The organism is Dyella sp., from assembly GCF_035277725.1.
In the GTDB taxonomy this organism is placed as follows: domain Bacteria; phylum Pseudomonadota; class Gammaproteobacteria; order Xanthomonadales; family Rhodanobacteraceae; genus Dyella_B.
The window spans coordinates 1-23,341 of sequence record NZ_DATEJY010000175.1 but is presented as its reverse complement, the minus strand read 5'-3'; the positions used below and the strand labels follow the sequence as shown (position 1 = coordinate 23,341).

The window sequence follows — 23,341 nt, the reverse complement described above, 5'->3', positions numbered from 1 at the left end:
GTGGCGTATGGGCTTGCGCCCGTTCGTTTCAGAACACTTCCTTCAACCCTTTACATCTCTCACACGCAACTCAATGCGCGTGTTGACCATCCAGATACAAACCAGCGGCGCCGATCACGCCGAGCTGGCCGTGCTCCATCAATCGAACCGGTACTTGCTGCAGAAAAGGGCGCATTACGCCCTTGTTGAAATAGCGTTCGGCGAAGGTGCTCGACAGCAGCAAATCGCGGATCTGCGGCAGGATGCCGCCGGCGAGATACACGCCGCCGCGCGCGCCATAGAGCATCACCAGATCGCCGACGAAGCTGCCGAGCAATCCGCAGAACACATTCAAGGCTTCGACGGCTGCAGCATCCGTGCGTTCCACCGCGTTGCGCGTGACCTCGGCCGGCAGTTGCAGGCTCGGCGTTGCACCACGCAAGGCGCAGATCGCGTTGTAGAGATTGAGCAAGCCGGGGCCGGACAGCGCGTGCTCGTAAGAGACGTACGCACGATCGCGCGCCAGCCAGCGCAATATGTCGATTTCCAATTCGTTGCCGGGCGCGAGCGAGATCTGCCCCGCTTCCGTCGCCAGCACGGTGGCGTGCGGCTTGCCCGGCAACAGCACCGCCGAACCCAGGCCCGTACCCGGCCCCATCACCAGCACGGGACCGGCCACCTGCGGCGCGCTGCTTTCGATCACCGGCACGGTGTCGGCCTGAGTCATGAACTGCGTGGCGTAGGCGACCGCTTCGAAGTCGTTGATGACGGCAAGGCGGGAAATGCCCAGGCTCTCGCGGATGTCGCGAATGGATACCGGCCACGGCAGGTTGTCGTTGACGATCGCATCGCCCAGCACGTAGCCGGCACTGGCCACGGCGCAATGATCGACATGCGTGCCCGCGCTGAGCTGCGCGACGAAATCTTTCAGCACCGCGGTAAGGCTCGGCCATTCGGCGCAGGCGTAGCGGCGGTACTCCAATACCGTGACGGGGCGCCGGCCATCCGGACGCGGGCTGACCAGGCCGATGCGCGCATGCGTGCCGCCGACATCAGCTGCCAGGAATACCGATTCCATGGCCGGTTCCGGTGACGGCACCGATTGCGCCTTGCCATGTACGACAGCCTGAGCCACGCCCCCTCCTCACGTTTTTGTTCGCGCCTTGCCTACAGAACCTGCGGGCAACCCTTTCGGCACGTTTCGGTGACGGAGTCTGGTCAGGAATGACAACGCTGTCAACAGGGGGAAACACAAGCGCTCTAGGGACTTGTGCCGCGGTGCGATATGCCGTCGCGCATGGTTACAGGTGCAAGTTTTTAACCCTTTGACATGTCGTCATTTTTGGATCGATCATGTAGGCCATATGGCCTATTCGCCAAGCTGCTGCGATGCATCACATCAAAGCGCTTGCCAGCGCCAAATGACGCACGTTGTCGGTGCTGTAAAACGGCTTCGATTGACAACGTTGTGCCTTGAGGACAATAAAGGACCGGATCGTCTTGCATCACGGTGATGTCGGTTGCCGGCATCGGGTTCATCCATGGGGAAAGCGCTACATGTCGTCCACCACTTACACCGCCGACGCACCACGCACGTCGACCTTGCTGCCGATGATGATCATCGGCGTGCTGTTCTTCATCATGGGATTTTTCACCTGGCTCAACGGGCCGCTGATCTCGTTCGTCAAAGTGGCTTTTACGCTGGACGACATCAACGCGTTTCTGGTGCCGTTTGCGTTCTACGTGTCGTACTTCGTGCTCGCGTTGCCGGCAGGTGCCGTGCTCAAGCGCACCGGCATGAAAAAAGGCATGGTGCTGGGTCTTTTCATCATGGCGATCGGCGCCGCGCTGTTCGGCGAGTTCGTGCGCATTCGCATCTATTCGGGCGCACTTACTGGCTTGTTCGTGATCGGCGCAGGGCTGTCGTTGCTGCAGACGGCGTCCAATCCTTACATCAGCATTCTTGGCCCCATCGACAGCGCTGCGCAGCGCATTGCATTGATGGGTATCTGCAACAAGGTCGCCGGCGCATTGGCGCCATTGGCGTTTGGTGCGCTGGTGATGAAGGGCATCGATACCTTCCTTGGCCAAGTAACCGGCATGGCCGAAGGATCGGCGCGCGAAAGTCTGCTTAATGATTTCGCCGCGCGCGTGTTCTGGCCGTACATGAGCCTGGCCGGGTTGCTGGTGGTGCTGGCAATCTGGATCCTGCTTTCCTCGCTGCCGGAGATCAAACCTTCCGGCGCCAACAGCGAACGTTCGATTGGGCATAACAAGGGCGGTATTTTCAGCTTCCCGCATTTGTGGCTCGGCGTGCTTTGCCTGTTTCTTTACGTCGGCGTGGAGGTAATGGCGGGTGATGCCATCAATACCTATGGCCAGGGTTTCGGCCTGCCATTGAATATGACCACGCACTTCACCACCTACACCATGCTGTCCATGCTGGCCGGCTATCTCATCGGTTCGGCGCTGATTCCGCGCGTCATTTCGCAGCAGAGCTACCTGGCCGTATCGGCGGTGCTTGGCGTGCTGTTCGCCATCGGCGCGTTCTTTACGCACGGCTATGTATCGGTGGCTTTTGTGGCCGCGCTGGGCTTTGCCAACGCCATGATGTGGCCGGCGATCTTCCCGCTGGCGATCAAGGGGTTGGGCAGCCACACCGAGCTGGGCTCGGCGGTGCTGGTCATGGGCATCGTGGGTGGCGCGCTGCTGCCGCAGGCATTCGTGCACCTGAAGCAGTACATCGACTTCCAGCTCGCGTTCGTGATTGTCATCGTGCCGTGCTATCTGTACATCCTTTACTACGGGATGCGCGGGCATAACGTGGGCACGCACGCTGGCTAAGGCAGCTTCGTGAAGCCGGGCGCATACCTTTCCACCACCATCAAGCCGGGGCCCTGGGCTACGATGCCCACCCAATACCCGGGAGGATCTCTCGTTGCACAGCCCCACCATCAAGGACGTCGCCAAACACGCCGGCGTTTCGTTGAAGACGGTTTCGCGCGTCATCAACCACGAGGCGGCAGTACGACCCGAGACCCGCGAAAAGGTGGAGCGAGCGATCGAGCAGCTCGGCTATCACCCGGATCCTTCGGCACGCAGCTTGCGCAGCAGCTCGCACTCGTATGCGATCGGCCTGGTCTACGACAACCCGAACGCGCACTACGTGATCGACATGCAGAACGGCGTGCTGTCGGCCTGCCGCGAACGGGGCTTCGGCTTGCAGATTTATCCCTGCGATTCGACGGCACCGGGCTTGGCGGAAGAACTGGTATCGCTGGTACAACGCGCGCGCCTGGCCGGGTTGATCCTGGCGCCGCCAATGTCGGAGCAATCCGCCCTGCTCGCCACGCTGCAGGCGAACGACGTGGACTTCGTGCGCATCATTGCCTCGCGCGAAGATCCCAAGGACGGCATGCCCTGCGTGTACGTGGACGATCACGACGCGGCGTATGCGATCACCGAGCATTTGATCCAGCTCGGCCACACGCGCATCGGATTTTTGTGGGGCGAGCCGCATCACCGTTCCAGCCCGGAGCGTTACCAAGGCTATGCGGATGCGCTGAAGGATTACGGCATCGCGCTCAATCGCAAGATGATCTTGCCTGGCCGCTATGCCTTCGACGACGGCTTTCGCGGCGCGCGCAAATTGCTGGCGTTGAAGGAGCCGCCCACCGCGATCTTCGGCTGCAACGACGAGATAGCTGCGGGCGTGCTCGCTGCCGCGCGTTCGGCCGGCCTGGACGTGCCGTGGGATCTATCCATCGCCGGGTTCGAGGACAGTCCGTTCTCCAAACAGGCATGGCCGGCGCTGACCACGGCGCGGCAATCGACCAGCGAAATCGGGCGGCATGCAGCGCTGCGCCTGATCGGCGGCTTGCAACACGAAAACAGCAACGAACTGGCCAACGAAGGCTTCATGCCGGAGCTGGTGGTACGCGGGTCGACCGCGCCGCCGCGGCAGACTTGATCACTCCCGCTTACCTATCACCTCAATCCTCTTCCCAGCGGGAAGAGGAAGCAGTGCAAGCTGCGTTTTATTTTTTACCGGAGCCTCCATGAAATCCGCTCGTGACACCCTGATGTACAACGAGGCGCAGGAAAGCGCCGCCGCCGTCGAACGGCAGCTTGCACAGAACGCATCGATCCTGAACACGCTCGGCGAACGCCTGCGTGCAAATCCGCCGCGCTTTATCGTGACCTGCGCGCGCGGCAGTTCCGATCATGCTGCGGCCTATGCGAAATACGTATTCGAAACGCGGCTTGGCCTGGTCACTGCGTCGGCATCGCCGTCCATCGCGTCGATCTACGATGCGAACCTCAAGCTGGATGGCGCGCTGTTCGTGGCGATCTCGCAATCCGGCAAGAGTCCCGATCTGTTGCGTAGCGCCGAAGCCGCGAAGCAGGCCGGCGCCTACGTGATTGCCCTGGTAAACGTCGAAGATTCGCCGCTGGCAGCGCTGGCCGATACGGTGATTCCGCTGCGCGCGGGTCCTGAGCGCAGCGTGGCAGCCACCAAGAGCTATCTCGCCACGCTCGCTGCCGTGCTGCAGTTGACCGCACATTGGTCCAACGACGACAAGCTGCATGCTGCCATCGCACGCCTGCCCGACGATCTGCGGCGCGGCTGGGACGGCGATTGGAGTGCGCTGGAGCAAGGGCTGGTCGGCGTGCACAACTTGTTCGTCGTCGGTCGCGGCTACGGCTTCGGCGCAGCGTTGGAAGCAGCGCTCAAGCTCAAGGAAACCTGCGGACTGCATGCCGAAGCCTTCAGCGCCGCCGAAGTGAAGCACGGCCCGATGGCGCTGGTCGGCGAAGGCTTTCCGGTGCTGTTCCTGGCGCAGGATGACGGCACGCTGGAAAACACGCTCGCTGTTGCCAATGAATTCCGTGCGCGCGGTGCGCGCGTGTGGGTGGCGGCGCCGGGCGCGCAAGATCCGGATGCGCTGCCGCTGCCCAATGGCATCGATCCGATCGTGACACCGCTGCTTGCGGTGCAAAGCTTCTATCGCGCCGCCAGCGCCTTGTCGCTCGCGCGCGGGTACGATCCGGACGTTCCGCCGCATCTGCGCAAAGTGACGGAGACTGTGTAATGCCTCCGAGTCCGCTGATCGCCCTCGTCAACGGCCGTGTACTTGGCGACCATGGCCCACGCGAAGGCCTGGCCGTGCTGGTGCGCGGGAAGCGCATCGTCGCGATCGTTGCGCATGATGATCCGCGCCTTGCCGATGCGCAGCAGCATGATCTGCACGGCCACCTGCTGCTGCCCGGCTTTATCGACGTGCAGGTGAACGGCGGCGGCGGCTTGCTGTTCAACGATGATCCCAGCGTGGACACCTTGCGCGGGATTGCCGCAGCGCATCGCAAGTTCGGCACTACCGGCATGCTGCCGACGCTGATCACCGATACCGCTGGAAAGATGCGCGCCGCGTTGCAGGCGGTCGACGAGGCGATCGAGCAACACGTGCCCGGCATTCTCGGTATTCATGTGGAAGGCCCCTTCCTAGCCAACGCGCGCAAGGGCATTCACAACGCCGACCTGTTCCGCCTGCCTGACGATGACGACGTTGAAGCATTGATCGCTCCGCACAAAGGCCCAGTGATGCTGACGCTGGCGCCAGACCAGGTGCCGATGCCCGTCATTGCACGCCTGGCTGGCGCCGGTGTCGTCGTGGTCGCTGGCCATACCGCCGCCGACTACGCCACCGCGCGTGCCGCACTCGATGCCGGCGTATGCGGCTTCACGCATCTCTACAACGCCATGACGCCGCTCGCCAGTCGCGATCCGGGCGTCGTCGGCGCTGCGCTGGATGACCCGCACAGCTGGTGCGGCTTGATCGTGGATGGCCATCACGTGCATCCAGCCACCTTGCGCGTCGCCATCGCCGCCAAGCAGCGCGGTAAATGCGTGCTGGTCACCGACGCCATGCCGCCGGTCGGCAGCGATCGTCCCGAATACGTGCTCAACGGCCAGACCATCATCATGCGCGACGGCATCTGCCAGAACGAAGCCGGCGTGCTTGCCGGTTCCGGTCTGGATATGGCCGGCGCCGTGCGCAACACCGTGCAGATGCTTGGCCTGCCGCTGGCGGAAGCGTCGCGGATGGCGAGCAGCTATCCGGCGGCATGGATCGGCCTGGAGCGCACGCATGGGCGGATCGCGGCCGGATATCAGGCGGATTTTGTGGTGATGGATGATGCGCTGACGGTGCGCGAGACATGGGTTGGTGGTGTGGCGTACTCGGTTGCTGCCTAAAACTATTTGCTGCGTGTAAGTTGGGCGCTCCGGCGCACCTAGTGCATCTCATATCGATATTGTTGGGTTGCTCAACGCCAACCCAACCGTGGCCGTGCCCCATGCACACGAGATATCGGCAACAATCGCCGACCGACGAACAGATGTATGCAATCTTGGCCTGCATCATGATGGGAATACGACCGATACAGAACACAGTCAACGATCAGTAGGATGCAAAGAAGGAGCAGGCAACTCGATCCGGAGTATTGCTAGCAATGTTGGAATGCAGCTTTGAGTTAAACAACCGTCCCATGAGCGTGCTCAAGATTGGCGCCCTCTCCTTCCCTGCATTCCCCGGGAAAGACGGATACAAAAACATTCACTCACTTATGTGCACACCCGGCTTCGGCGCCATACCTGCCGGGCGCTATTACATTTTCGATCGTCAATCAGGCGGCTTAATCGGCCCGATCAGGGATCGGCTCGAGGAGATTTTCATTCGCAACAGAAAGAGCGAATGGTATGCCCTTTATGCGATTGACAACCATGTCGATGACGACATGACGTTGTGCGATGGGCTTGAGCGAGGAAACTTCAGGCTGCACCCAAAAGATCCCGCAGGCATTAGCGAAGGCTGCGTTACCATTGAGCACCTGCACGACTGGGTCCGCATCAGGGCTGTTCTCGGAAACATTCCCAAGCAAGCTGTCTCTGGCTCGTCCCTAAAGGCATACGGAGTGTTGACGGTAAAATGAAACCAACCTCCTTCACACTGCGCTATACGTTGTTCTTGCTTGGTGTAACCGCAGCTGCCTTAGCCGTTAATGGCGTATGGTGGACGCTTAATAGCGAATGGCTGCCCAATATTGAAAATGCACGCTGGCGCGCTATTTGGAGAGCATTGCTTGACGCGTATGGCGCAAAGAGCTTCGCCGAGCAGAACGATTTCGTCATCATTGCTTCTTCCACCGTCATTTTTTTTGTGATGTTCACGGCAGGGCTATGCACTGCCGGATGGTGGCAAAAGCGAAGCAAAACATCCCCTCATCTGCTCTCATTTGTATCTCTGGCCACATTTGTCACCGCGACCCTGTTGATCATCAATACCATTTGGTGGAATGCGCACGGCGGCTTGCTTCTTGGAGCGACAAACTCTCTCTGGGCCGCCTTATTGCGCGTATACGGGGCGACAAATCCGTACCATGACGTTCAATTAGCTTTGATCTTGTCGTCCATCGCCATCGTGGCTGCGGTCGCCTTGATTGCGTGCAGATTGGCCCGTCGCGTGCGAAAACCCGCAGGCTGAGATGCAGGCTCCGGCATACAGATATGCCGCATAAGCTGTCACCAATGTCGGCCGTTTGAATCAGATTGGAGCGTCCCCATGGACGAATAGCCTCCGGCTATCGTGGATATAGATGAGGGCATCTCCAAAGGCTAGGATAGCGGCGCCCCTTCGCCATCCGGGTATAAGGATGTCTCCATGCACGGCATCGACCATGACACCGAGCAAGCCGTCCAGCGTTTTCTAGCGTTGATTGCGCCACGCTACGCCGTGGCCGGTGCCATCCTTTATGGCAGCCGGGCTCGCGGAACCCATCTTCCCGATAGCGACGCGGACGTGGCCGTGCTGCTGCAAGGAGACCACCAGTGCTTCGTTACCACCAAGCTCGCGATGTCCGATACGGCATTCGATGTCCTGTTGGAGACTGGCATCAATATTTCGCCATTACCCATTTGGCTGGACGAATGGGAGCACCCGGAGAACTTCTCCAATCCCGAGCTACTTCGAAAAATCGCCAGGGAGGGTATTCGTCTGTGAGCAGACTTACACCAGCAGCCCTCCTGGCAAGGACCGAGGGCGCTTGTAATCGTGCGTACTATGGAATGTTCGATGTCACCAGAGCCGCATTGCTAGCTTCACGTACACCCGTAGCGCCGAATATTGGCAAAACCCATAGCGGGTCGATGTCGGTATTCAGCGAGCGCCTCATCAAGACGACCCTGGTTTCCAAGGAAATGGCAGGTCGCCGAAACGCGCGGAGGAGATTCATTTGATCGCTGATTACACAGGCGATCTTATTGATCTGACCGATGCGATGGAACTCGCTGGACAAGCTGAAAGCTTCTTCGCAGCGATGCAACACGTTGTAACACGCTCACGTTGATGCGGCCGAACAGGTCCACGCACATCACTGATACACCCGCAACCGATTGAACGTCCACCCGTAATACGACTTCACCAGCGACTTATCCGCGCAATCGGCATACAAGCCATGGCATCGTTCGCGCAATGACGTCAGCGCGGAGAAATACGAGTCCATCGGCAGATCGGCCGCCTTCAACACCATGCCCGGCAGATGCGCGATATCCAGCATCGGATACGTCGGCAACGCGGCGCCGGGCACGTTGCTCTTGATCATGTAGTAGGTGAGATAGTCCTGGTAGGGCACCAGAGCCGGTGGCAGGTTGCGCGGCAATGTACGCATCAGATCGTCGAACGACGGCTGGTGATCGCCAAAGTGCACCAGCACGGTGGGCTGCTGGCGGTCGAGAAAATGATGTTCCAGATCTTTCATGGCCACATCGGAATCGTGCACGCGTTGCAGATAGGTATCGAAGTTCAATGCGCTCGTCGGCGGCAGACCTTGCAATAGATTCTGGAACGGCTTGGGCAAGGTCGACATGGGATCGTCATGCGGCCCATGCTGATTGATGGTGAGGATCATCATGAAGACCGGCTGGCCCGGCTTCTTCAGCTTGTCGTAGACGCGCTTGGCGGCATCGAACATTTGCGCGTCCGTCTCGTCCCAATCGTCCAGGCCAAGCTCGCCGGCACCGTAGAACTGATCCACGCCGTACGCTTTGTACGCATCGCGGCCGTTGAGGAATTCGCCATGCGTCGGATAGATGGCCACCGTGAGATAGCCGAGTTTCTTCAGCAGTCGCGGCAGTGAATCTTGCACGTGCGGAGCAAGCACGTACGGCGCGTACATGCCACCCGGGCCGAAAATGTCCTGCGGCATGCCGGTCAACGCAGCGAACTCGCTCACCCAGGTGCCGCCGCCGAACGTATGCACGCGCATCACACCCGTGCCGCGTGTGCGTGCATCGGCCTGGAACATGTCCAGGTGACACTCGGGCACGGTGCAATGCGTAAACGGCGCTGGGTCGAACGTGCTTTCCTCCAGCACCTGCACGATATCGGGATAGTGGCCGGGATCGACGGTCGACGGCAATTCGGTAATGGTGGACTGCCAGTCATGCGCCGCCGTTGCCGCATCGGACGTAGCAGGCACACGCACGCTGGAATCGCGCAGGTTCACGAAGAAATTGGTGAGGTCCGCATCGTCGGACATTTTTTCCCACGTACCACGCGCATGCACGCGATGGAACGGACCGGCGGGCAACAGGCAAATCCAGAACGCCAACGCGGACAAGGCGATGGTCGCCATGCGCAACAAGGCGCGCGACGCTTTGCGCCAACCCGGCAACAAGGGCCGATCGTAATGCCACGCCAGCCACAGCACGATCGGCACGGCGATGCCCACACACAAGCCCACGCTGTAAATGTTCGGATAGCGACGCAGTGTTTCGAACAGGCTGGAGCGCACGTAATACACGAAATCCGCCGGCATCAGGGGGGATTCCAGATACTCCTCCTTCAACACCGTGATCGCGCGCAACAGCAGGAACAAGCCGCCGCTGACGACGAGCGCAAACGCCATGCGCATGAACACGAACAGCGATACACCCAACACACACAGCATCAGCGTGGACACGAACACGCGCTGCTCAAGCAACGGTTCCTGCCACGCGGTAAACCACACGCAGATGGCAAAGAAGCCCCATGCGCAAACAGCAGCTACGCGGTTCCGCGAGGCGCGAAACGGAATCAACGGCATGTATGTCCCCTGGGTCGGCGGCGCCGGGAAAGGCGCTCTTTTCTGGTTGTCAAAGTCGCGTCATTTTAGTGTCTTTTGGCCGCTCCATATGGGCCCCTGGCAGGCGCGAAATGTCATCCATATCTGCTAGGTTCATGCATTTGACGCTTTCGAACCGCTGCCCATGCGCCAACGCTTCCGTTTCACCGCCCTTGTCGCCACCCTCCTGCTGGCCGGTTGCGCCAGCCAGCCGCATTCCGCGCAGCCCCGGGCCCAGCCGCCGCTGCCGGACGGCCTGCGTGCGGACGTCGCCGTGCTGGAAACCACCGACCTGCATTCCAATCTCCTCAGCTACGACTACTACAAGCAGAAAGCCGACCCAACGCTGGGCTTCGAACGCACCGTCACCCTGATACGCAAGGCGCGCGAGCAGTACACCAACAGCATGCTGTTCGACGCCGGCGACACCATCCAGGGCAGCGTGCTGGCCGATTACCAGGCGCAGGTGCAAAAGGTGGGTTGCGGGGAAGAACTTGCGATCTACAAGGCCATGGATGCGGTCGGCTACGACGGCGGCACTATCGGCAACCATGAGTTCAACTATGGCTTGCCCTTCCTCTCGCAGGTCACCGGCACGCCGATGAACGTGGATGGCGGCGCCACCCAGCGCTGCGCCGGGCCGCACTATCCGCTGGTGCTGGCGAACGTCAACGGCGCTCGCGACGGCAAGCCGATCTTCCAGCCGTGGACTATCGTCAACCGCAAGGTCGCCGCGTTCACGCCGGACGGCAGCAAACTGAGTGTGCCGTTGAAGATCGCCATCATCGGCTTTGCGCCGCCGCCGATCATGCAGTGGGACAAGCAGAACCTGCAGGGCAAGGTGACCGTTATCGGCGTGGTGGAAGCCGCGCAAAAGTACCTGCCGCAGATCCAGGCACAGCATCCGGACCTGGTGATCGCGATCCTGCATGGCGGCATGAATACGTCGCCCTATACCTCCGACATGGAAAACGGCGGCTGGTATCTGGCCGGCGTGCCGGGCATCGACGTGCTGTTGATGGGACACGAACACACCGACTTTCCCGGCCCGCGTTTCGAGCACATGCAGGATGTGGACGATGCGCACGGTTTCGTGCGCGGCGTGCCGGCGGTGATGGGCGGCTTCTTCGGCAAGGACCTGGGCGTGATTCGCCTGGCCATGGTGCGCCAGCAAGGTCATTGGGTAATCGATAAGAGCAAAACCTTCAGCGAAGTGCGGCCCATCTGCCCGCCCATGACGATCGCCGGCAAGCTCGCCGTTTCCGCATCGAATTGCGTGCCGGCCGATCCGCAGATTTCATTGGTGGTGGGCAAGACGCAGCAAGCGGCGATCGATTACGTGAACACACCGATCGGTCAAAGCACCGTGCGCATGAGCAGCTACTTCGCCGACGAGGGCGACATGACGGCACTGGCTCCAGTGAATGCCGCGCAGATCGACTATGCGCAGCAAGAACTGTCTACCGCACATCCGGAACTGGCGAACGTCCCGGTGCTTGCCGCCGCCGCGGCATTCCGCAACGGCTTTGGCGGCCCGGACGATTACACCGACGTGCGACCGGGTCCGCTTACGCTGCGCAGCGCCGCCGATCTATATTTCTATCCGAACACGCTATCGGCCGTGAAGATCGACGGCGCGTCGCTCAAGGCGTGGCTGGAAAAATCGGCCGAGCGTTTCAATCGCATCGACCCGCATGCGGAAGGCGAGCAGCAACTCGTCAATACGAAATATCCGGGCTTCAATTTCGATCAGCTCCAGGGCGGCATCAGCTACATCATCGATGTATCCAAGCCGGTCGGGCAGCGCATCGAAAAGCTGAGCTATCGAGGCAAAGCGGTGAAGCCGTCGCAAACGTTCGTCGTCGTTACCAACAACTATCGCGCCAGTGGCGGCGGCCGTTTTCCAGGCTTGGACGGCAGCCATATCGTGCTCGCCTCGCCGGATGGCACACGCGAGATTCTTGCGCGATGGTTGAAGACGCATCCCACGCTTGGCGCGGATGATTTGCCGCGCACGTCGTGGCATTTCGCCAAGCTGAAAACGCGCGGCACCGTGGTGTTTACGTCGGCGAGTGACAAACAGTCGGTAGCGGAAGCGGATGGCTTGCACAACATCCGGCAATTGCGCGACAACAGTGACGGCACCGCCGTATACACCATCGACCTTTCGCAGTGAGGCAACGCTTTCGTAGGCTGGGATGCAATCCCAGCATGGCCATGCACATCAATGCTGGGATTGCATCCCAACCTATGAAAAGCCGCATGTATCGGTTTCCACTGAAACTTTTATCACTTGACCTCATGCAATAGTTTCATTAAGCAACTGTTGACAGCCGCTGCAGCGCACAACTATCGTCGGTTCCATGTCGCACGCATCCACGCCAGCACGCATCAACATCGCACCGGTCATCACCGGTCGAGCTGGCATGGCAGCGACAATCATCATCGCCACGATTATTACCACTACCACCGGAACCGGAACGACCGGGTCTGGGGTGGTGTCTGTGCGCGAATAGTCTTCATACGCAAACGGTCCCGCCCTCGACGAGGCGGACCGGCACTCCCGAACCGCCAGCGAGCTAGGGGCCTCTACCGGAGGCCGTCATGGAAAGCTGTGCATCACTCATCGCTGAACACCCACACCGTTTGCCTCCGCTGCAAGCCGCGGTATCGCGACGACGAACGCTCGCCGTCGGCCTGGTCGGCCCGGGCCGCGTCGGCAGCGTATTGCTGGCCCAACTGCGCGCGGCGCAAGAGCGCCTGCTGCGCGAAGCCGGCCTGGAACTGAAACTCTGCGGCGTGGCCGCCAGCCGCCGCATGTGGCTGGATTGCGACGATCCGGAACTCAACGCACAGCACGACGCGCAGACCTGGCGCCCCACCGATCTGGATCAATTCGCCGCCCACCTTCGCGGCGACGGCGGCCGCCACGCCATGCTGATCGACTGCAGCGCCAGCGATGTGGTGGCTTCGCACTATCCCTACTGGCTCGCCTCCGGCGTGCACGTGGTGACGCCGAACAAACTGGCCAGCAGCGGCCCGCTCTCGCGCTGGCAGGCGATCCGCGCCGCGAGCCAGCATGGCGGCCGCTTCCGCTATGAAGCCACGGTGTGCGCCGGCCTGCCGGTGGTGCAGACCTTGCGTGACCTGCTCGATACCGGCGATCAGTTGCTCTCGGTGGAAGGCATGTTCTCCGGCACGCTGGCCTGGCTGTGCTGCCACTACGACGGCAAACGCCCGTTCTCCACGCTAGTACGTGAAGCACATGCATTGGGCTATACGGAACCCGATCCGCGCGACGACCTGTCCGGTATGGACGTGGCGCGCAAGCTGGTGATCCTGGCGCGCGAAGCCGGCTGGCCGATGTCCCTGCACGACGTGGCAGTGGAAAGCCTGGTGCCGCCGGAACTGGCGGACGTTCCGCTGGACGAATTCATGGCGCGCCTGGACGAACTCGACGCCCCGATGGCCGCACGCCTGGCCGAAGCGCACGCCTGCCATGGCGTGCTGCGCCACGTCGCCAGCCTCGACCGCAACGGCCGTGCCCAGGTCGGTTTGCAGGCGCTGCCTTCCGCACATCCGTTCGCGCATACGCGGCTTACGGATAACATCGTGCAATTCCGCACACAGCGTTACCGCGATAATCCGCTGCTGGTGCAAGGTCCCGGTGCCGGTCCGGAAGTGACGGCCGCCGGCATCTTCGCCGACTTGCTGCGCATCGCCGAATCGCTGGAGGTGCGCGCATGAACGCTCCTCTTGCCGTGAAGCCCCCGATGTCCGCGCAACGCCTGCAAGCCGCCTCCGCAACCGCCTTTGCCAGTGTCGGCAACGTGGGCGTGGGTTTCGATATTCTCGGCCACTGCATTACGGGCGCGGGCGATCGTGCCGACGTCCGCCGCATCGACGCACCGGTGGTGCGCATCGCCAGCATCGACGGCTGCGTGGACGTGCTGCCGATGGATGCTGCCAAGAACACCGCCGGCATGGCCTTGATGGCCTTGCGCAAGGCACTGGGTTTGCAGCACGGCTTTGAAATCGCCCTGCATAAGGGCATCGCGCTGGGCTCCGGCATGGGCGGTTCGGCCGCTTCATGTGTGGCCGCGCTGGTCGCGGCAAATGCCTTGCTGGAGCGGCCGCTGTCGCGCGAATCGCTCTACGGTTTCGCGGTAGAAGGCGAAGCCGTCGCCAGTGGCGGACGCCATGGCGACAACGTTGGCCCGATGCTGCTGGGCGGCCTGGTGCTGGCCACGCGCGAACGCCTGGTACGCCTCCCCGTACCGCCGAGCTGGCATTGCGCACTGGTGCATCCACATGCGGTATTGGAAACGCGCAAAGCGCGCGCGGCGCTGGCCGGCGACTATGCGCTAGGTGAATTCGTGGCGCAGTCGGCCAATCTCGCGCTGGTGCTGGCCGGCTGCTTCCGCGGCGATGCGGACCTGGTACGCGAAGGCCTGAAGGATGTGTTGGTAGAACCACGCCGCGCATCGCTGATCCCGAATTTCGCACGCGTGAAACAGGCCGCGCTGGATCACAAGGCGCTGGGCGCCAGTATCTCCGGCGCCGGTCCCAGCGTGTTCGGTTGGTTCGAGCACCGCGCCGAAGCGGAAGCTGCCGCCGAAGCGATGCGCAGCGCCTTCGCCGAAGCGGGACTGGACAGCGACAGCTTTATCTCGCCGGTGGATGGCCCTGCCGCCACGCTGGTTCCTTCGGTTGATGCAGGTGAACACGCATGAGTGCAGGGTTGCGTTATCTCAGTACACGCGGCGCGAGCCCGGCCGCTAGCCTGAGCCAGGCGATCGCCGCGGGCTTGGCGCCGGATGGCGGTCTGTACGTGCCGGATCATCTCCCCACGCTGCGCGTTGAAGACTTCAAAGCCGGCGGTAATCTGGCGCAAACGGCCGCGACGCTGCTTGCACCGTTCTTTGCTGGCGACGCACTGGCTACAGAATTGCCGGCGATTTGCGCCGAAGCGCTGACATTCCCGACACCATTGCGGTCGTTGCCACAGCACCCGAATACCTCGGTGCTTGAGCTGTTCCATGGTCCTACCGCCGCGTTCAAAGATGTGGGTGCGCGGTTCCTTGCCGCCTGCTTGCGTCGCGTGCGGGGCGATCAGACAACGCCACTGACCATCTTGGTCGCGACATCGGGCGATACGGGTGCTGCGGTCGGTGCCGCCTTCCATCGGCAGCCCGGCATTGAGGTGGTGATTCTTTACCCCGATGGCCGCGTCTCGCCACGCCAGGCCCATCAGCTCGGCTGTTTCGGCGACAACGTGCAGGCACTGCGCGTGCAAGGACGTTTCGACGACTGCCAGCGCATGGTGAAAGCCGCCTTGAACGATGCCTCGCTACAGGCGCAGTCGCCCCTTTCTTCCGCCAACAGCATCAGCCTGGGCCGCCTGTTGCCGCAGATGAGCTACTACGCGCACGCCGCCCTGGCGTGGTGGCGCAAGCATGGGCAACCGCTGAACCTGGTCGTGCCCACCGGCAACCTGGGCAATGCACTGGCCGCCATATGGGTGCGCGCCATGGGCCTGCCGCTTGGGCAGATCCGCCTGGCCTGCAATGCCAACGAAACGCTGCCGGATTTCTTTGCCGGCCACGACTACACGCCACGCGAAGCAGTCGCGACGCTGGCGAACGCGATGGACGTGGGCGCGCCGAGCAATTTCGAACGCCTGCGCTGGACGTATCCGGATGCGAACGACCTGCGCAAGGCTTTCAAGGCGCAGTGCGTGGACGATCACATCATCGCCGCGACCATATCCCTGCACGCACGCGAGTACGGCGAAGTGTTCTGCCCGCATACTGCGACGGCGATGCACGTGTTGGATGAGTTGCGGGCAGCCGGTGATAACGCGCCGTGGGCGGTGGTGGCGACCGCGCATCCGGCGAAGTTCGAGAGTGTGGTGGAGCCGTTGATCGGTAAAACGGTGGATGTGCCGCCTGCGTTGGCGGCGATGCTGCGTCGTTCGGCGTCGGCGGAGCCGATGGTGGCGGAAGATCACGTGTTGCGCGAGTGGCTGCTGGAAAAGGCGGCGCGACAGTTAATGTTGTCGCCATAAATATCGGCGCCGTGGCCCTTGTAGGCTGGGATCACAATCCCAGCATTCCGGCCCGACGTAGAAGCTGGGATTATCATCCCAGCCTACGCTAGCGAATGAGGTGATCGATTCCCGCCCTCGCGTGAATGACTGCTTTGCGGTTAGACAAGCGCGTCGCCGTTGGTTTCGATCACCCGTGCATAAAACCTCGCCGACGTCTTCGGCGTACGTTTCAAGCTCGCATAATCCACGTGATACAAACCGAAGCGCTTGGCAAACCCCAGCGACCACTCCAGGTTATCCAGCAGCGACCAGGCGTAATAGCCTTTGAGGTTCACACCGTTTTCAATGCACTGATGCAAGGTACGCAGATGCTTGCGCAGATAGGCGACGCGTAGCGGATCCTCCACTACATCCCCTTCCGCCACTGGTGGATCGTAGAAAGCCGCACCGTTTTCGGTGATGTACAGCGGCAGGTTGCCGTAGCGATCCTTGAACCACATCAGCGTATCGGCCAGCCCCTGTTCGTAGACCTCCCAATCGGTTTCCGTGTGCGTGGCATGTACCTGCCGCACGCGCGAGGCTCGGCAGGGATAGCCTTTGTCGTCATGCTTCACCACCGAGCGGGTGTAGTAGTTGATACCGACAAAATCGACCGGCTGCCTGGTAAGCAAAAAATCCTCGGTGGGGAAATCCGGCCATGCGTCGCCAAAGACCTCTTTCAGTTCCGGCGGATAAGCGCCCAGCAACGCAGGATCGGCAAACTGCTCGTTCATATAGGCATGCGCACGACGGGTTGCCGCCACATCTTCGGCACGTTGCGATGCCGGATATTTCGGCTCGATGTTGAACACCACACCGATCTCGTGCCGCCCCACAGCGCGATAGGCCTGGATGCCGGCGCCGCTGGCGCGCATCAGGTTATGCGCCGCCATCGGCGCTTCGTATTTGCTGCGATGTCCCGGCGCAAGCGCGCCGTGCAGGTAGCCGCCATCCGTCACCACCCACGGTTCGTTGATGGTCGACCAGCGCTTTACGCGGCCGTCCAGCGCTTTGAACACCACGCTGGCGTAGTCGGCGAACCAGTGCGCGCTATCACGGTTCAACCAGCCGCCGCGGTCATCCAGCGCGGCCGGCAAATCCCAATGAAACAGCGTGACATTGGGCTCGATGCCGTTTTCCAGCAGCTCGTCGACCAGGCGCGAATAGAAATCCAGGCCTTTGGGGTTCACGCGGCCGGTGCCTTCCGGCAGCACGCGCGCCCAGGCCACGCTGAAGCGGTAGCTGTGCAAGCCCAGCGCACGCATCAACTGCACGTCGTCCTTGTAGCGGCGATAGTGGTCGCACGCCACGTCGCCGTGATCGCCATTGGCCATCATGCCCGGCGTATGCGCGAAGCGCTGCCAGATGCTGGGACCCGCACCATCGGCCAGGGGCGAGCCTTCGATCTGGTAGGCCGACGTGGCAGCGCCCCAAATAAAGCCGTCCGGGAAGCGATAACGGGTCATGATGCGAGACTCTCCATGCCGCACTGCGGCTTGATGTAATCGATTACGCAAGGAGAATAGCCCAACGCTGCATGCGAATGGGGCAATACATTTCGATGGCGACGGTCAGTCTTGAGCAGGTCCGCAAGGTCTATCCCAATGGCCACGTCGGCGTCGACGATGCCAGTTTCGAGATCGCCAATGGCGAGCTGCTGGTGCTGGTCGGCCCTTCCGGCTGCGGCAAGACCACCTTGCTGCGGATGATCGCCGGATTGGAATCGATCTCGGCCGGCACGCTGCGTATCGACGGGCACGTGGTCAACGACGTCGCGCCCAAAGATCGCGACATTGCGATGGTGTTCCAGAACTACGCGCTCTACCCGCATATGACGGTGGCAGAAAATCTCGGTTTTGGCCTGCAGTTGCGCGGCAAGCCCAAGGACGAGATCGAGCGTCGCGTGCACGAAGCGGCACATCTGCTGCAGTTGGAGCATCGCCTGGATGCGCGCCCGGCTGCGCTTTCCGGCGGCCAACGCCAGCGTGTGGCGCTGGGGCGCGCATTGGTGCGCGAGCCGAAAGTGTTTCTGCTCGACGAACCGCTGTCCAATCTCGATGCAAGATTGCGCCTTACCATGCGCGTGGAAATCGCACGCCTGCACCGGCGGCTGGGCACCACCACCATCTATGTCACGCACGACCAGATTGAAGCGATGACGCTGGGCGAACGCATCGTGGTGCTGGATGGCGGCAGGATTCAGCAGATCGATACGCCGATGCATTTGTACGAGAAGCCGGCCAATTTGTTCGTGGCGGGTTTTCTTGGCTCGCCGGCGATGAACCTGTTGCGCGGCAGACTGCATCGCGCGGGTGGCTGGCAGTTGGTGATGCCGCATGCCGTGCTGCCCCTGGGCGAATTGCCGCTGCAGGCAGCGATGCTGGAGCCATGGAACGATCGCGACATCGTGCTCGGCGTGCGCCCGGAAGATCTGCAACCGGCCGCGTCGCATGCAGGCGCGCTTGAAACGAAGCTGGAAGTGATCGAACCGGTTGGCAACGAACTGTTCCTCAACCTGCGCTTCGGCGATCAGATGCTTGTTTCGCGGGTGCCGCCGCAACAGGTACCGGCGCCCTGCAGTTCGCTGCATGTGGGGTTCAATGCAGAGCGGCTGCATTTCTTTGATACCGACGACGGCTTGCGCATCACGTAGGCTGGGATGAAATCCCAGCTTTCTGGTGGTTTGTGGTGCTGGGATTACATCCCAGCCTACGCGGCCATGAAGCGTCCCGATACGCATCAGCCTTTCACGCTGCCCAACAGCAGCCCCTCCAGGTAATAGCGCTGCAAGGCCAGGAACAACACCAGCACCGGCACCACGGTGATCACCGAGCCGGCCATCATCAACTCGGTATCGGTCGCATGCTCGCGCGCCAGCGAAGCCAGCCCCAGCGGCAAGGTGTAATGCTCCTGCCCGGTCAGCACGATCAGCGGCCACATGAAGTCATTCCATGCGGTCAGAAACGTGTAGATCGCCAGCGTTACCATGATCGGCTTCAGCAAGGGCAGCACGATGCGCACGAAGATGCGCAATTCCCCTGCTCCATCGATGCGCGCCGCTTCAAGCAATTCGCCGGGAATGCCCCGTGCATACTGGCGTACCAGAAAGATACCGAACGCACTCGCCATGGCCGGCACGATGACGCCGCCGTAGTTGTTCACCAGGCCCAGCGGCTTGAGCATCAGAAACAACGGCAACATCGCCACCTGCGCAGGAATGGCCAGCATGCCGACCACGCTTTGGAATAACATGTCGCGGCCAGCAAAACGCAGCTTGGCGAAGGCGTAGCCGGCCATCAGATTCAAGGCCAGCGACAGCACGGTAATGGCGCTGGATACCAGCAGGCTGTTGAGCAGGTAACGCCCCATGCCGGCGCGTAAAAGCAGTTCCTGATAGTTGTGCAGCGTGACATGCGCGGGAAGCAGTGGCGGCGGCAAAGTGCTGGCTTGGCCCGGCTGCATCAGCGAGACCGATAGCATCCACAACATGGGAAACAGCGCGACGATGGCGCCGCCGATCAGCAAGCCATGGATCAAGGCCTTGGCGACGCGAGGATTCATGCCTCGACCTCCTTGCGGCCAACCCGCAGCAAGCATTCCGTCACCACAAACATGATCACGAACAACAGAAACGCGATAGCCGAGGCGGAACCCAGGTTCCACCACTTGAAGCCTTCGTCGTACATCAGATACAGCACGCTGACCGTGCTTTGCAGCGGACCACCCTCGGTGATGACGTAAGGCTCCGCGAACAGCTGGAAATAGCCGGAGATGGTGAGAATGCCAACCATCAATAACGTGGGAGCAAGCATCGGCAAGGTAATGTGGCGGAACTGCCGCCAGGCCGATGCACCATCCATGCGCGCCGCTTCGTACAATTCGCTCGGAATCGCCTGCAGCCCGGCCAGCATGATGATCATGTTGTAGCCGAAGTTCTTCCACACCGCGAAGAGAATGATCGTCGGCATCGCCCAATGCGGGTTGCCTAGCCAATCGACCGGATGGATGCCGATCGCACCCAGCATGTCATTCACCAGGCCGTACTTGGTATTGAACAAATAGCGCCAGACCACAGCCACCGCGACCACTGTCGTCACCACCGGCGCAAACAACGCCGTGCGGAAAAATGGTTTGCAACGTGCCAGCGGCGAATGCAGCAACAAGGCTGCGCATAACGAGACCAGCATCGACAGCGGCACGCCGACCGCCACGAAATACACCGTATGCCCGAGCGCCGCCCAAAACAGCGGCCGATGCAGCAGCGCCCAATAGTTGCCTAATGCCACGAAACGCAGATTGTGCAGATCCGCCAGCGCGTACAGGTCGTAATCCGTGAGACTCAGGACAAAGGCGCCGATCACCGGCAGCAGGAAAAACACGCCGAGCACGATGGCGGCAGGGGCAAGAAACAGCCATGCGGCAGGCTGGCGATTCATAAGTTTTCACCCGCTGCGTGATGCGCGCGGTCCAACATCCAACGCCGCTTTTCCAGAATATGGTCGGCGCGGCGATCGATCTCCGCCGCAGCCTGGTCGACCGTGAGATTGCCCGCCACGGCTTGCGCCGCGACGAGCTGCATTTCGTTGGCGATCTGTTCCCATTCGGGCACTGGCGGCGTGGGTTTCACTCGTTCCAGTTGTTCGCGAAATGCCTGGACTTTTGGATCATCGCGCAAGCTGCGCTGGCTCCATGAACTCCGGCGCGGCGGCATGTCGCCCAGCAAATCGTAGAAGCGACCCTGCACATCAGGCCGCGACAAGTACTCGATCAGCTTCCACGCCTCCTGCTTGTTGCGAGCCTTGCGGAAGATCACCAGGCTGGAACCGCCAGCCACCGATGCCCCCGGACCGTCCGGCCCTGGCAACGGTGCCGTGTTCCACTGCGCTTCCTGCGCGGCAGGAAGACGTTTGCGAAATTCCTGGATGTTCCAGGGGCCGGAAAAATAGAAACTGTAGACGCCGCGCCCGAATTCTTCCCACGGATTACCGGCTTCGATATTGGTGATGGGTGGCGCCTGGTGAAGCCGGAAGGTGTCGACATAGAAGGTCAAGGCACGCTTGAAGCCTGCGCTCTCGAAATTGCCGTAGCGGCCACCGTCGCGCAGCAAGGGATCCGATTGCTGCAAAGCCAGCGACATCAGCTGTTCGTATTCATTGGTGGGCAGCAGGATGCCGTAGATGCCGCGTTCGGGATGGCTCAATGCAGCCAGCATGCGTCGCCATTCATGCCAATCGCGCGGTGGCGCGTCGAACCCGGCGGCTTTCAGCACATTGCTGCGATAGAACAGCAGGCGTGTGTCGATATACCAGGGCACGCCGTAAAGCACGCCGTCGTAGACGTTGGTAGACCAGATGCTTGGGAAGTAGTCGTCAGTGCGAATGATCGACGACTGCGCTACCCGTGTTTGCAGTGGCTCCAATGCGCCCAGCGCCGCCAGTTCCGGCAGCCAGGTATTGCCCAGTTGAGAGATGTCCGGCGTGGAATCGCCAGCGAAGGCGGTAAGTAATTTTTGGTGCGCGGCGCTGAGTGGCAGCTGCTGCAATACGACGTGGATGCCGGGGTTTTCGCGCTCGAATTCCGGCAGCAGCTGCGTGACGGCTTCGCCTTCGCGGCCGATGGTCCAGAAAGTGAGGGTGCGGGTATCCGTGTGTTGCGTACAGGCCGTCAACGATACATGCATCAGCACAGCCACCATGACACGCCACGCCGTATGAGAAAACCGCTTGCCCGTCGTCCGGCGGCGTTGTCCGCCAGCCAAGGCACTAGGGCCCGGCGTTCGCCGGGGCGACGAAGGCACGGCACGTTTTCTCATGATCTCCCCGGAAAGATGGAGACGGACGCACAGCACTAGTTGGCCGCCTGCTCCAACCAACCACCCGTAAACCCGGCGCGCTGCAGTCCCTTGCGGATATACGGATTCTTGCGCATCACCTTCCACACGAAGCCGCTGCGCCAGTTTTCGATCATCAGCACGATCGGCCCCTGATCGATGCCGATTTGCTTGGTATCAAACCAGCCCTTGACGATATAACGGCCGGAATCCGTCGTCACCGTGCCGTCGAAACTGGGATTGAACGCATCGACAAATCCGTATTTGTCGTAGACGTCGTCACCGTATTTTTCCTTCATCGCTTGCAGGGCGGGAACCGCGATTTCCGGTGCATATGCAATGGAACCGCCAGCCGCCGTGGGAGCAATCGTGCCGTCATCTGAAATCTCGTCGAGGCCGGCGCCACGCGCTGAATAGGCGAAGAATTCTCGCGACGAGCCATCACTCGTTTTCATTTTGAAGTCACCAGGGCCATCGCACGCGGTCAAACCCCAGATGTTTGCGCTGTAGTCCTTCCAATGCCTGGGATTGGCGATGGCATAGGCGCGTTGCGCATAAGTGGCGCGGCGGCCGTTTTCAAAATAGTCCAGGCCATGCGCGCGGCTCCATGCATCGCGGATGCCGCGAAAATCCACCCACGTCTCGGTGTACTGGTGGCCGAACAGCGGCGCGAAGTTGAGAAACGTCTGTCCATAGAACGTGCCCCATTGCTTGGAATACGTGCTGGTCCATGCTGACCAGGCCTGCTCGGAAACCGGATGGGTGGGCGAACCAAGCGCCAGGATGTAAACCAGCTTGCCTTCGTCGTAGCCTTTCCAATCCGAATCGATGAACTTGCCGCCCGGCGTCCAGCCCATGCTGATCAACGGCGCACGCGGTTGCATCCAGGTCCAGTCGACACGGCGGTAGATCGCATCCGCCAAGGCACGAATTTCCTTCTCCTTGGGCGTATCGCGATCGTAATAGGACTGCGCAAACAGCACGCCGCCCAACAGCAAGGTGGTATCCACGCTCGACAGTTCGATGGCGCGCGTAAACCGCTTGCCGGTCTGCATGTTGAGAAAGTGGTAGAAGAAGCCGTGATAGCCGGAGGCATCGTCTTCGCTGTCGTTTTGTGGCGCATGGGCGAAGAAGCGCAAGGTGGTCAACGTGCGATCCACCGCTTGCTCGCGCGTGACGTAACCGCGCTCGACACCAACGCCATAAGCGGTCAAGCCAAAACCGACGGATGCAATGCTCGAAAAAGAAGGGCCGGGATAGTGATCCGGGATCAGCCCATTAGC

At 61.3% G+C, this 23,341-nt stretch carries 19 protein-coding genes; 12 read left to right on the top strand and 7 right to left on the bottom strand.

The window, feature by feature from the left end:
• Positions 1–70: 70 nt before the first annotated feature.
• Positions 71–1,057 (bottom strand): glucokinase, encoded by a 987-nt coding sequence (locus VJR68_RS15365; RefSeq protein WP_324149115.1) that lies wholly within the window; start codon positions 1,055–1,057, stop codon positions 71–73.
• A gap of 479 nt (positions 1,058–1,536) precedes the next feature.
• Here VJR68_RS15365 and VJR68_RS15360 point away from each other — a divergent pair, with 479 nt between their 5' ends.
• The 7 genes from VJR68_RS15360 (at position 1,537) to VJR68_RS15330 (ending at position 8,039) form a co-directional block, all read left to right on the top strand.
• Positions 1,537–2,823: a sugar MFS transporter gene (locus tag VJR68_RS15360; protein WP_324149086.1), complete on the top strand. Its 1,287-nt coding sequence runs from the start codon at positions 1,537–1,539 to the stop codon at positions 2,821–2,823.
• 94 nt (positions 2,824–2,917) lie between these two features.
• Complete coding sequence (locus tag VJR68_RS15355) at positions 2,918–3,949, top strand: LacI family DNA-binding transcriptional regulator (RefSeq protein ID WP_324149084.1); 1,032 nt, start codon at positions 2,918–2,920, stop codon at positions 3,947–3,949.
• Positions 3,950–4,037: 88 nt separating this feature from the next.
• A complete protein-coding gene (locus VJR68_RS15350; protein ID WP_324149082.1) occupies positions 4,038–5,072 on the top strand; it encodes an SIS domain-containing protein in 1,035 nt (344 codons plus the stop codon).
• Positions 5,072–6,235 (top strand): N-acetylglucosamine-6-phosphate deacetylase, encoded by a 1,164-nt coding sequence (gene nagA, locus VJR68_RS15345; RefSeq protein WP_324149080.1) that lies wholly within the window; start codon positions 5,072–5,074, stop codon positions 6,233–6,235. The genes VJR68_RS15350 and nagA overlap by 1 nt, the downstream gene beginning before the upstream one ends.
• Positions 6,236–6,528: 293 nt before the next feature.
• Positions 6,529–6,972 (top strand): DUF2778 domain-containing protein, encoded by a 444-nt coding sequence (locus VJR68_RS15340; protein ID WP_324149078.1) that lies wholly within the window; start codon positions 6,529–6,531, stop codon positions 6,970–6,972.
• On the top strand, positions 6,969–7,523 hold the full coding sequence (locus VJR68_RS15335) for a hypothetical protein (protein WP_324149076.1): 555 nt from the start codon (positions 6,969–6,971) through the stop codon (positions 7,521–7,523). The genes VJR68_RS15340 and VJR68_RS15335 overlap by 4 nt, the downstream gene beginning before the upstream one ends.
• 177 nt (positions 7,524–7,700) lie before the next feature.
• Positions 7,701–8,039: a nucleotidyltransferase domain-containing protein gene (locus VJR68_RS15330; protein ID WP_324149074.1), complete on the top strand. Its 339-nt coding sequence runs from the start codon at positions 7,701–7,703 to the stop codon at positions 8,037–8,039.
• A gap of 370 nt (positions 8,040–8,409) precedes the next feature.
• Here VJR68_RS15330 and VJR68_RS15325 read toward each other — a convergent pair whose 3' ends face one another.
• Complete coding sequence (locus VJR68_RS15325) at positions 8,410–10,122, bottom strand: LTA synthase family protein (RefSeq protein ID WP_324149072.1); 1,713 nt, start codon at positions 10,120–10,122, stop codon at positions 8,410–8,412.
• 163 nt (positions 10,123–10,285) lie between these two features.
• Here VJR68_RS15325 and VJR68_RS15320 point away from each other — a divergent pair, with 163 nt between their 5' ends.
• The 4 genes from VJR68_RS15320 (at position 10,286) to thrC (ending at position 16,207) form a co-directional block, all read left to right on the top strand.
• Entirely contained in the window at positions 10,286–12,316 is a 2,031-nt protein-coding gene (locus VJR68_RS15320) for a bifunctional 2',3'-cyclic-nucleotide 2'-phosphodiesterase/3'-nucleotidase (protein WP_324149070.1), read from the top strand.
• Positions 12,317–12,744: 428 nt separating this feature from the next.
• Positions 12,745–13,887: a homoserine dehydrogenase gene (locus VJR68_RS15315; RefSeq protein ID WP_324149068.1), complete on the top strand. Its 1,143-nt coding sequence runs from the start codon at positions 12,745–12,747 to the stop codon at positions 13,885–13,887.
• A complete protein-coding gene (locus VJR68_RS15310) occupies positions 13,884–14,873 on the top strand; it encodes a homoserine kinase (protein ID WP_324149067.1) in 990 nt (329 codons plus the stop codon). The genes VJR68_RS15315 and VJR68_RS15310 overlap by 4 nt, the downstream gene beginning before the upstream one ends.
• Positions 14,870–16,207 (top strand): threonine synthase, encoded by a 1,338-nt coding sequence (gene thrC, locus VJR68_RS15305; RefSeq protein ID WP_324149065.1) that lies wholly within the window; start codon positions 14,870–14,872, stop codon positions 16,205–16,207. Before VJR68_RS15310 ends, thrC begins: the two co-directional genes overlap by 4 nt.
• A 140-nt stretch (positions 16,208–16,347) precedes the next feature.
• Here the strand turns inward: thrC and VJR68_RS15300 are convergent, their stop codons facing one another.
• A complete protein-coding gene (locus tag VJR68_RS15300) occupies positions 16,348–17,694 on the bottom strand; it encodes a GH1 family beta-glucosidase (protein ID WP_324149063.1) in 1,347 nt (448 codons plus the stop codon).
• A gap of 95 nt (positions 17,695–17,789) precedes the next feature.
• Here VJR68_RS15300 and VJR68_RS15295 point away from each other — a divergent pair, with 95 nt between their 5' ends.
• On the top strand, positions 17,790–18,881 hold the full coding sequence (locus VJR68_RS15295) for a sn-glycerol-3-phosphate ABC transporter ATP-binding protein UgpC (protein ID WP_324149061.1): 1,092 nt from the start codon (positions 17,790–17,792) through the stop codon (positions 18,879–18,881).
• 86 nt (positions 18,882–18,967) lie between these two features.
• Here VJR68_RS15295 and VJR68_RS15290 read toward each other — a convergent pair whose 3' ends face one another.
• The 4 genes from VJR68_RS15290 to VJR68_RS15275 form a co-directional block, all read right to left on the bottom strand.
• On the bottom strand, positions 18,968–19,789 hold the full coding sequence (locus VJR68_RS15290; RefSeq protein ID WP_324149059.1) for a carbohydrate ABC transporter permease: 822 nt from the start codon (positions 19,787–19,789) through the stop codon (positions 18,968–18,970).
• Complete coding sequence (locus VJR68_RS15285) at positions 19,786–20,664, bottom strand: sugar ABC transporter permease (protein ID WP_324149057.1); 879 nt, start codon at positions 20,662–20,664, stop codon at positions 19,786–19,788. The genes VJR68_RS15290 and VJR68_RS15285 overlap by 4 nt, the downstream gene beginning before the upstream one ends.
• Positions 20,661–21,923 carry a sugar ABC transporter substrate-binding protein gene (locus VJR68_RS15280; RefSeq protein WP_324149055.1) on the bottom strand — a complete coding sequence of 421 codons (1,263 nt, stop codon included), beginning with the start codon at positions 21,921–21,923 and terminating at the stop codon, positions 20,661–20,663. The genes VJR68_RS15285 and VJR68_RS15280 overlap by 4 nt, the downstream gene beginning before the upstream one ends.
• Before the next feature lie 152 nt (positions 21,924–22,075).
• The coding region (locus tag VJR68_RS15275) for a glucoamylase family protein (protein WP_324149053.1) at positions 22,076–23,341 on the bottom strand (1,266 nt) is incomplete at its 5' end.

Bases quoted from the DNA above. Each gene is read 5' to 3' on its own strand.
- VJR68_RS15365 (WP_324149115.1), bottom strand. From the start codon at position 1,057: ATGGAATCGGTATTCCTGGCAGCTGATGTCGGCGGCACGCATGCGCGC.
- VJR68_RS15360 (WP_324149086.1), top strand. From the start codon at position 1,537: ATGTCGTCCACCACTTACACCGCCGACGCACCACGCACGTCGACCTTG.
- VJR68_RS15350 (WP_324149082.1), top strand. From the start codon at position 4,038: ATGAAATCCGCTCGTGACACCCTGATGTACAACGAGGCGCAGGAAAGC.
- nagA (WP_324149080.1), top strand. From the start codon at position 5,072: ATGCCTCCGAGTCCGCTGATCGCCCTCGTCAACGGCCGTGTACTTGGC.
- VJR68_RS15340 (WP_324149078.1), top strand. From the start codon at position 6,529: ATGAGCGTGCTCAAGATTGGCGCCCTCTCCTTCCCTGCATTCCCCGGG.
- VJR68_RS15335 (WP_324149076.1), top strand. From the start codon at position 6,969: ATGAAACCAACCTCCTTCACACTGCGCTATACGTTGTTCTTGCTTGGT.
- VJR68_RS15330 (WP_324149074.1), top strand. From the start codon at position 7,701: ATGCACGGCATCGACCATGACACCGAGCAAGCCGTCCAGCGTTTTCTA.
- VJR68_RS15325 (WP_324149072.1), bottom strand. From the start codon at position 10,122: ATGCCGTTGATTCCGTTTCGCGCCTCGCGGAACCGCGTAGCTGCTGTT.
- VJR68_RS15320 (WP_324149070.1), top strand. From the start codon at position 10,286: ATGCGCCAACGCTTCCGTTTCACCGCCCTTGTCGCCACCCTCCTGCTG.
- VJR68_RS15315 (WP_324149068.1), top strand. From the start codon at position 12,745: ATGGAAAGCTGTGCATCACTCATCGCTGAACACCCACACCGTTTGCCT.
- VJR68_RS15310 (WP_324149067.1), top strand. From the start codon at position 13,884: ATGAACGCTCCTCTTGCCGTGAAGCCCCCGATGTCCGCGCAACGCCTG.
- thrC (WP_324149065.1), top strand. From the start codon at position 14,870: ATGAGTGCAGGGTTGCGTTATCTCAGTACACGCGGCGCGAGCCCGGCC.
- VJR68_RS15300 (WP_324149063.1), bottom strand. From the start codon at position 17,694: ATGACCCGTTATCGCTTCCCGGACGGCTTTATTTGGGGCGCTGCCACG.
- VJR68_RS15295 (WP_324149061.1), top strand. From the start codon at position 17,790: ATGGCGACGGTCAGTCTTGAGCAGGTCCGCAAGGTCTATCCCAATGGC.
- VJR68_RS15290 (WP_324149059.1), bottom strand. From the start codon at position 19,789: ATGAATCCTCGCGTCGCCAAGGCCTTGATCCATGGCTTGCTGATCGGC.
- VJR68_RS15285 (WP_324149057.1), bottom strand. From the start codon at position 20,664: ATGAATCGCCAGCCTGCCGCATGGCTGTTTCTTGCCCCTGCCGCCATC.
- VJR68_RS15280 (WP_324149055.1), bottom strand. From the start codon at position 21,923: ATGGTGGCTGTGCTGATGCATGTATCGTTGACGGCCTGTACGCAACAC.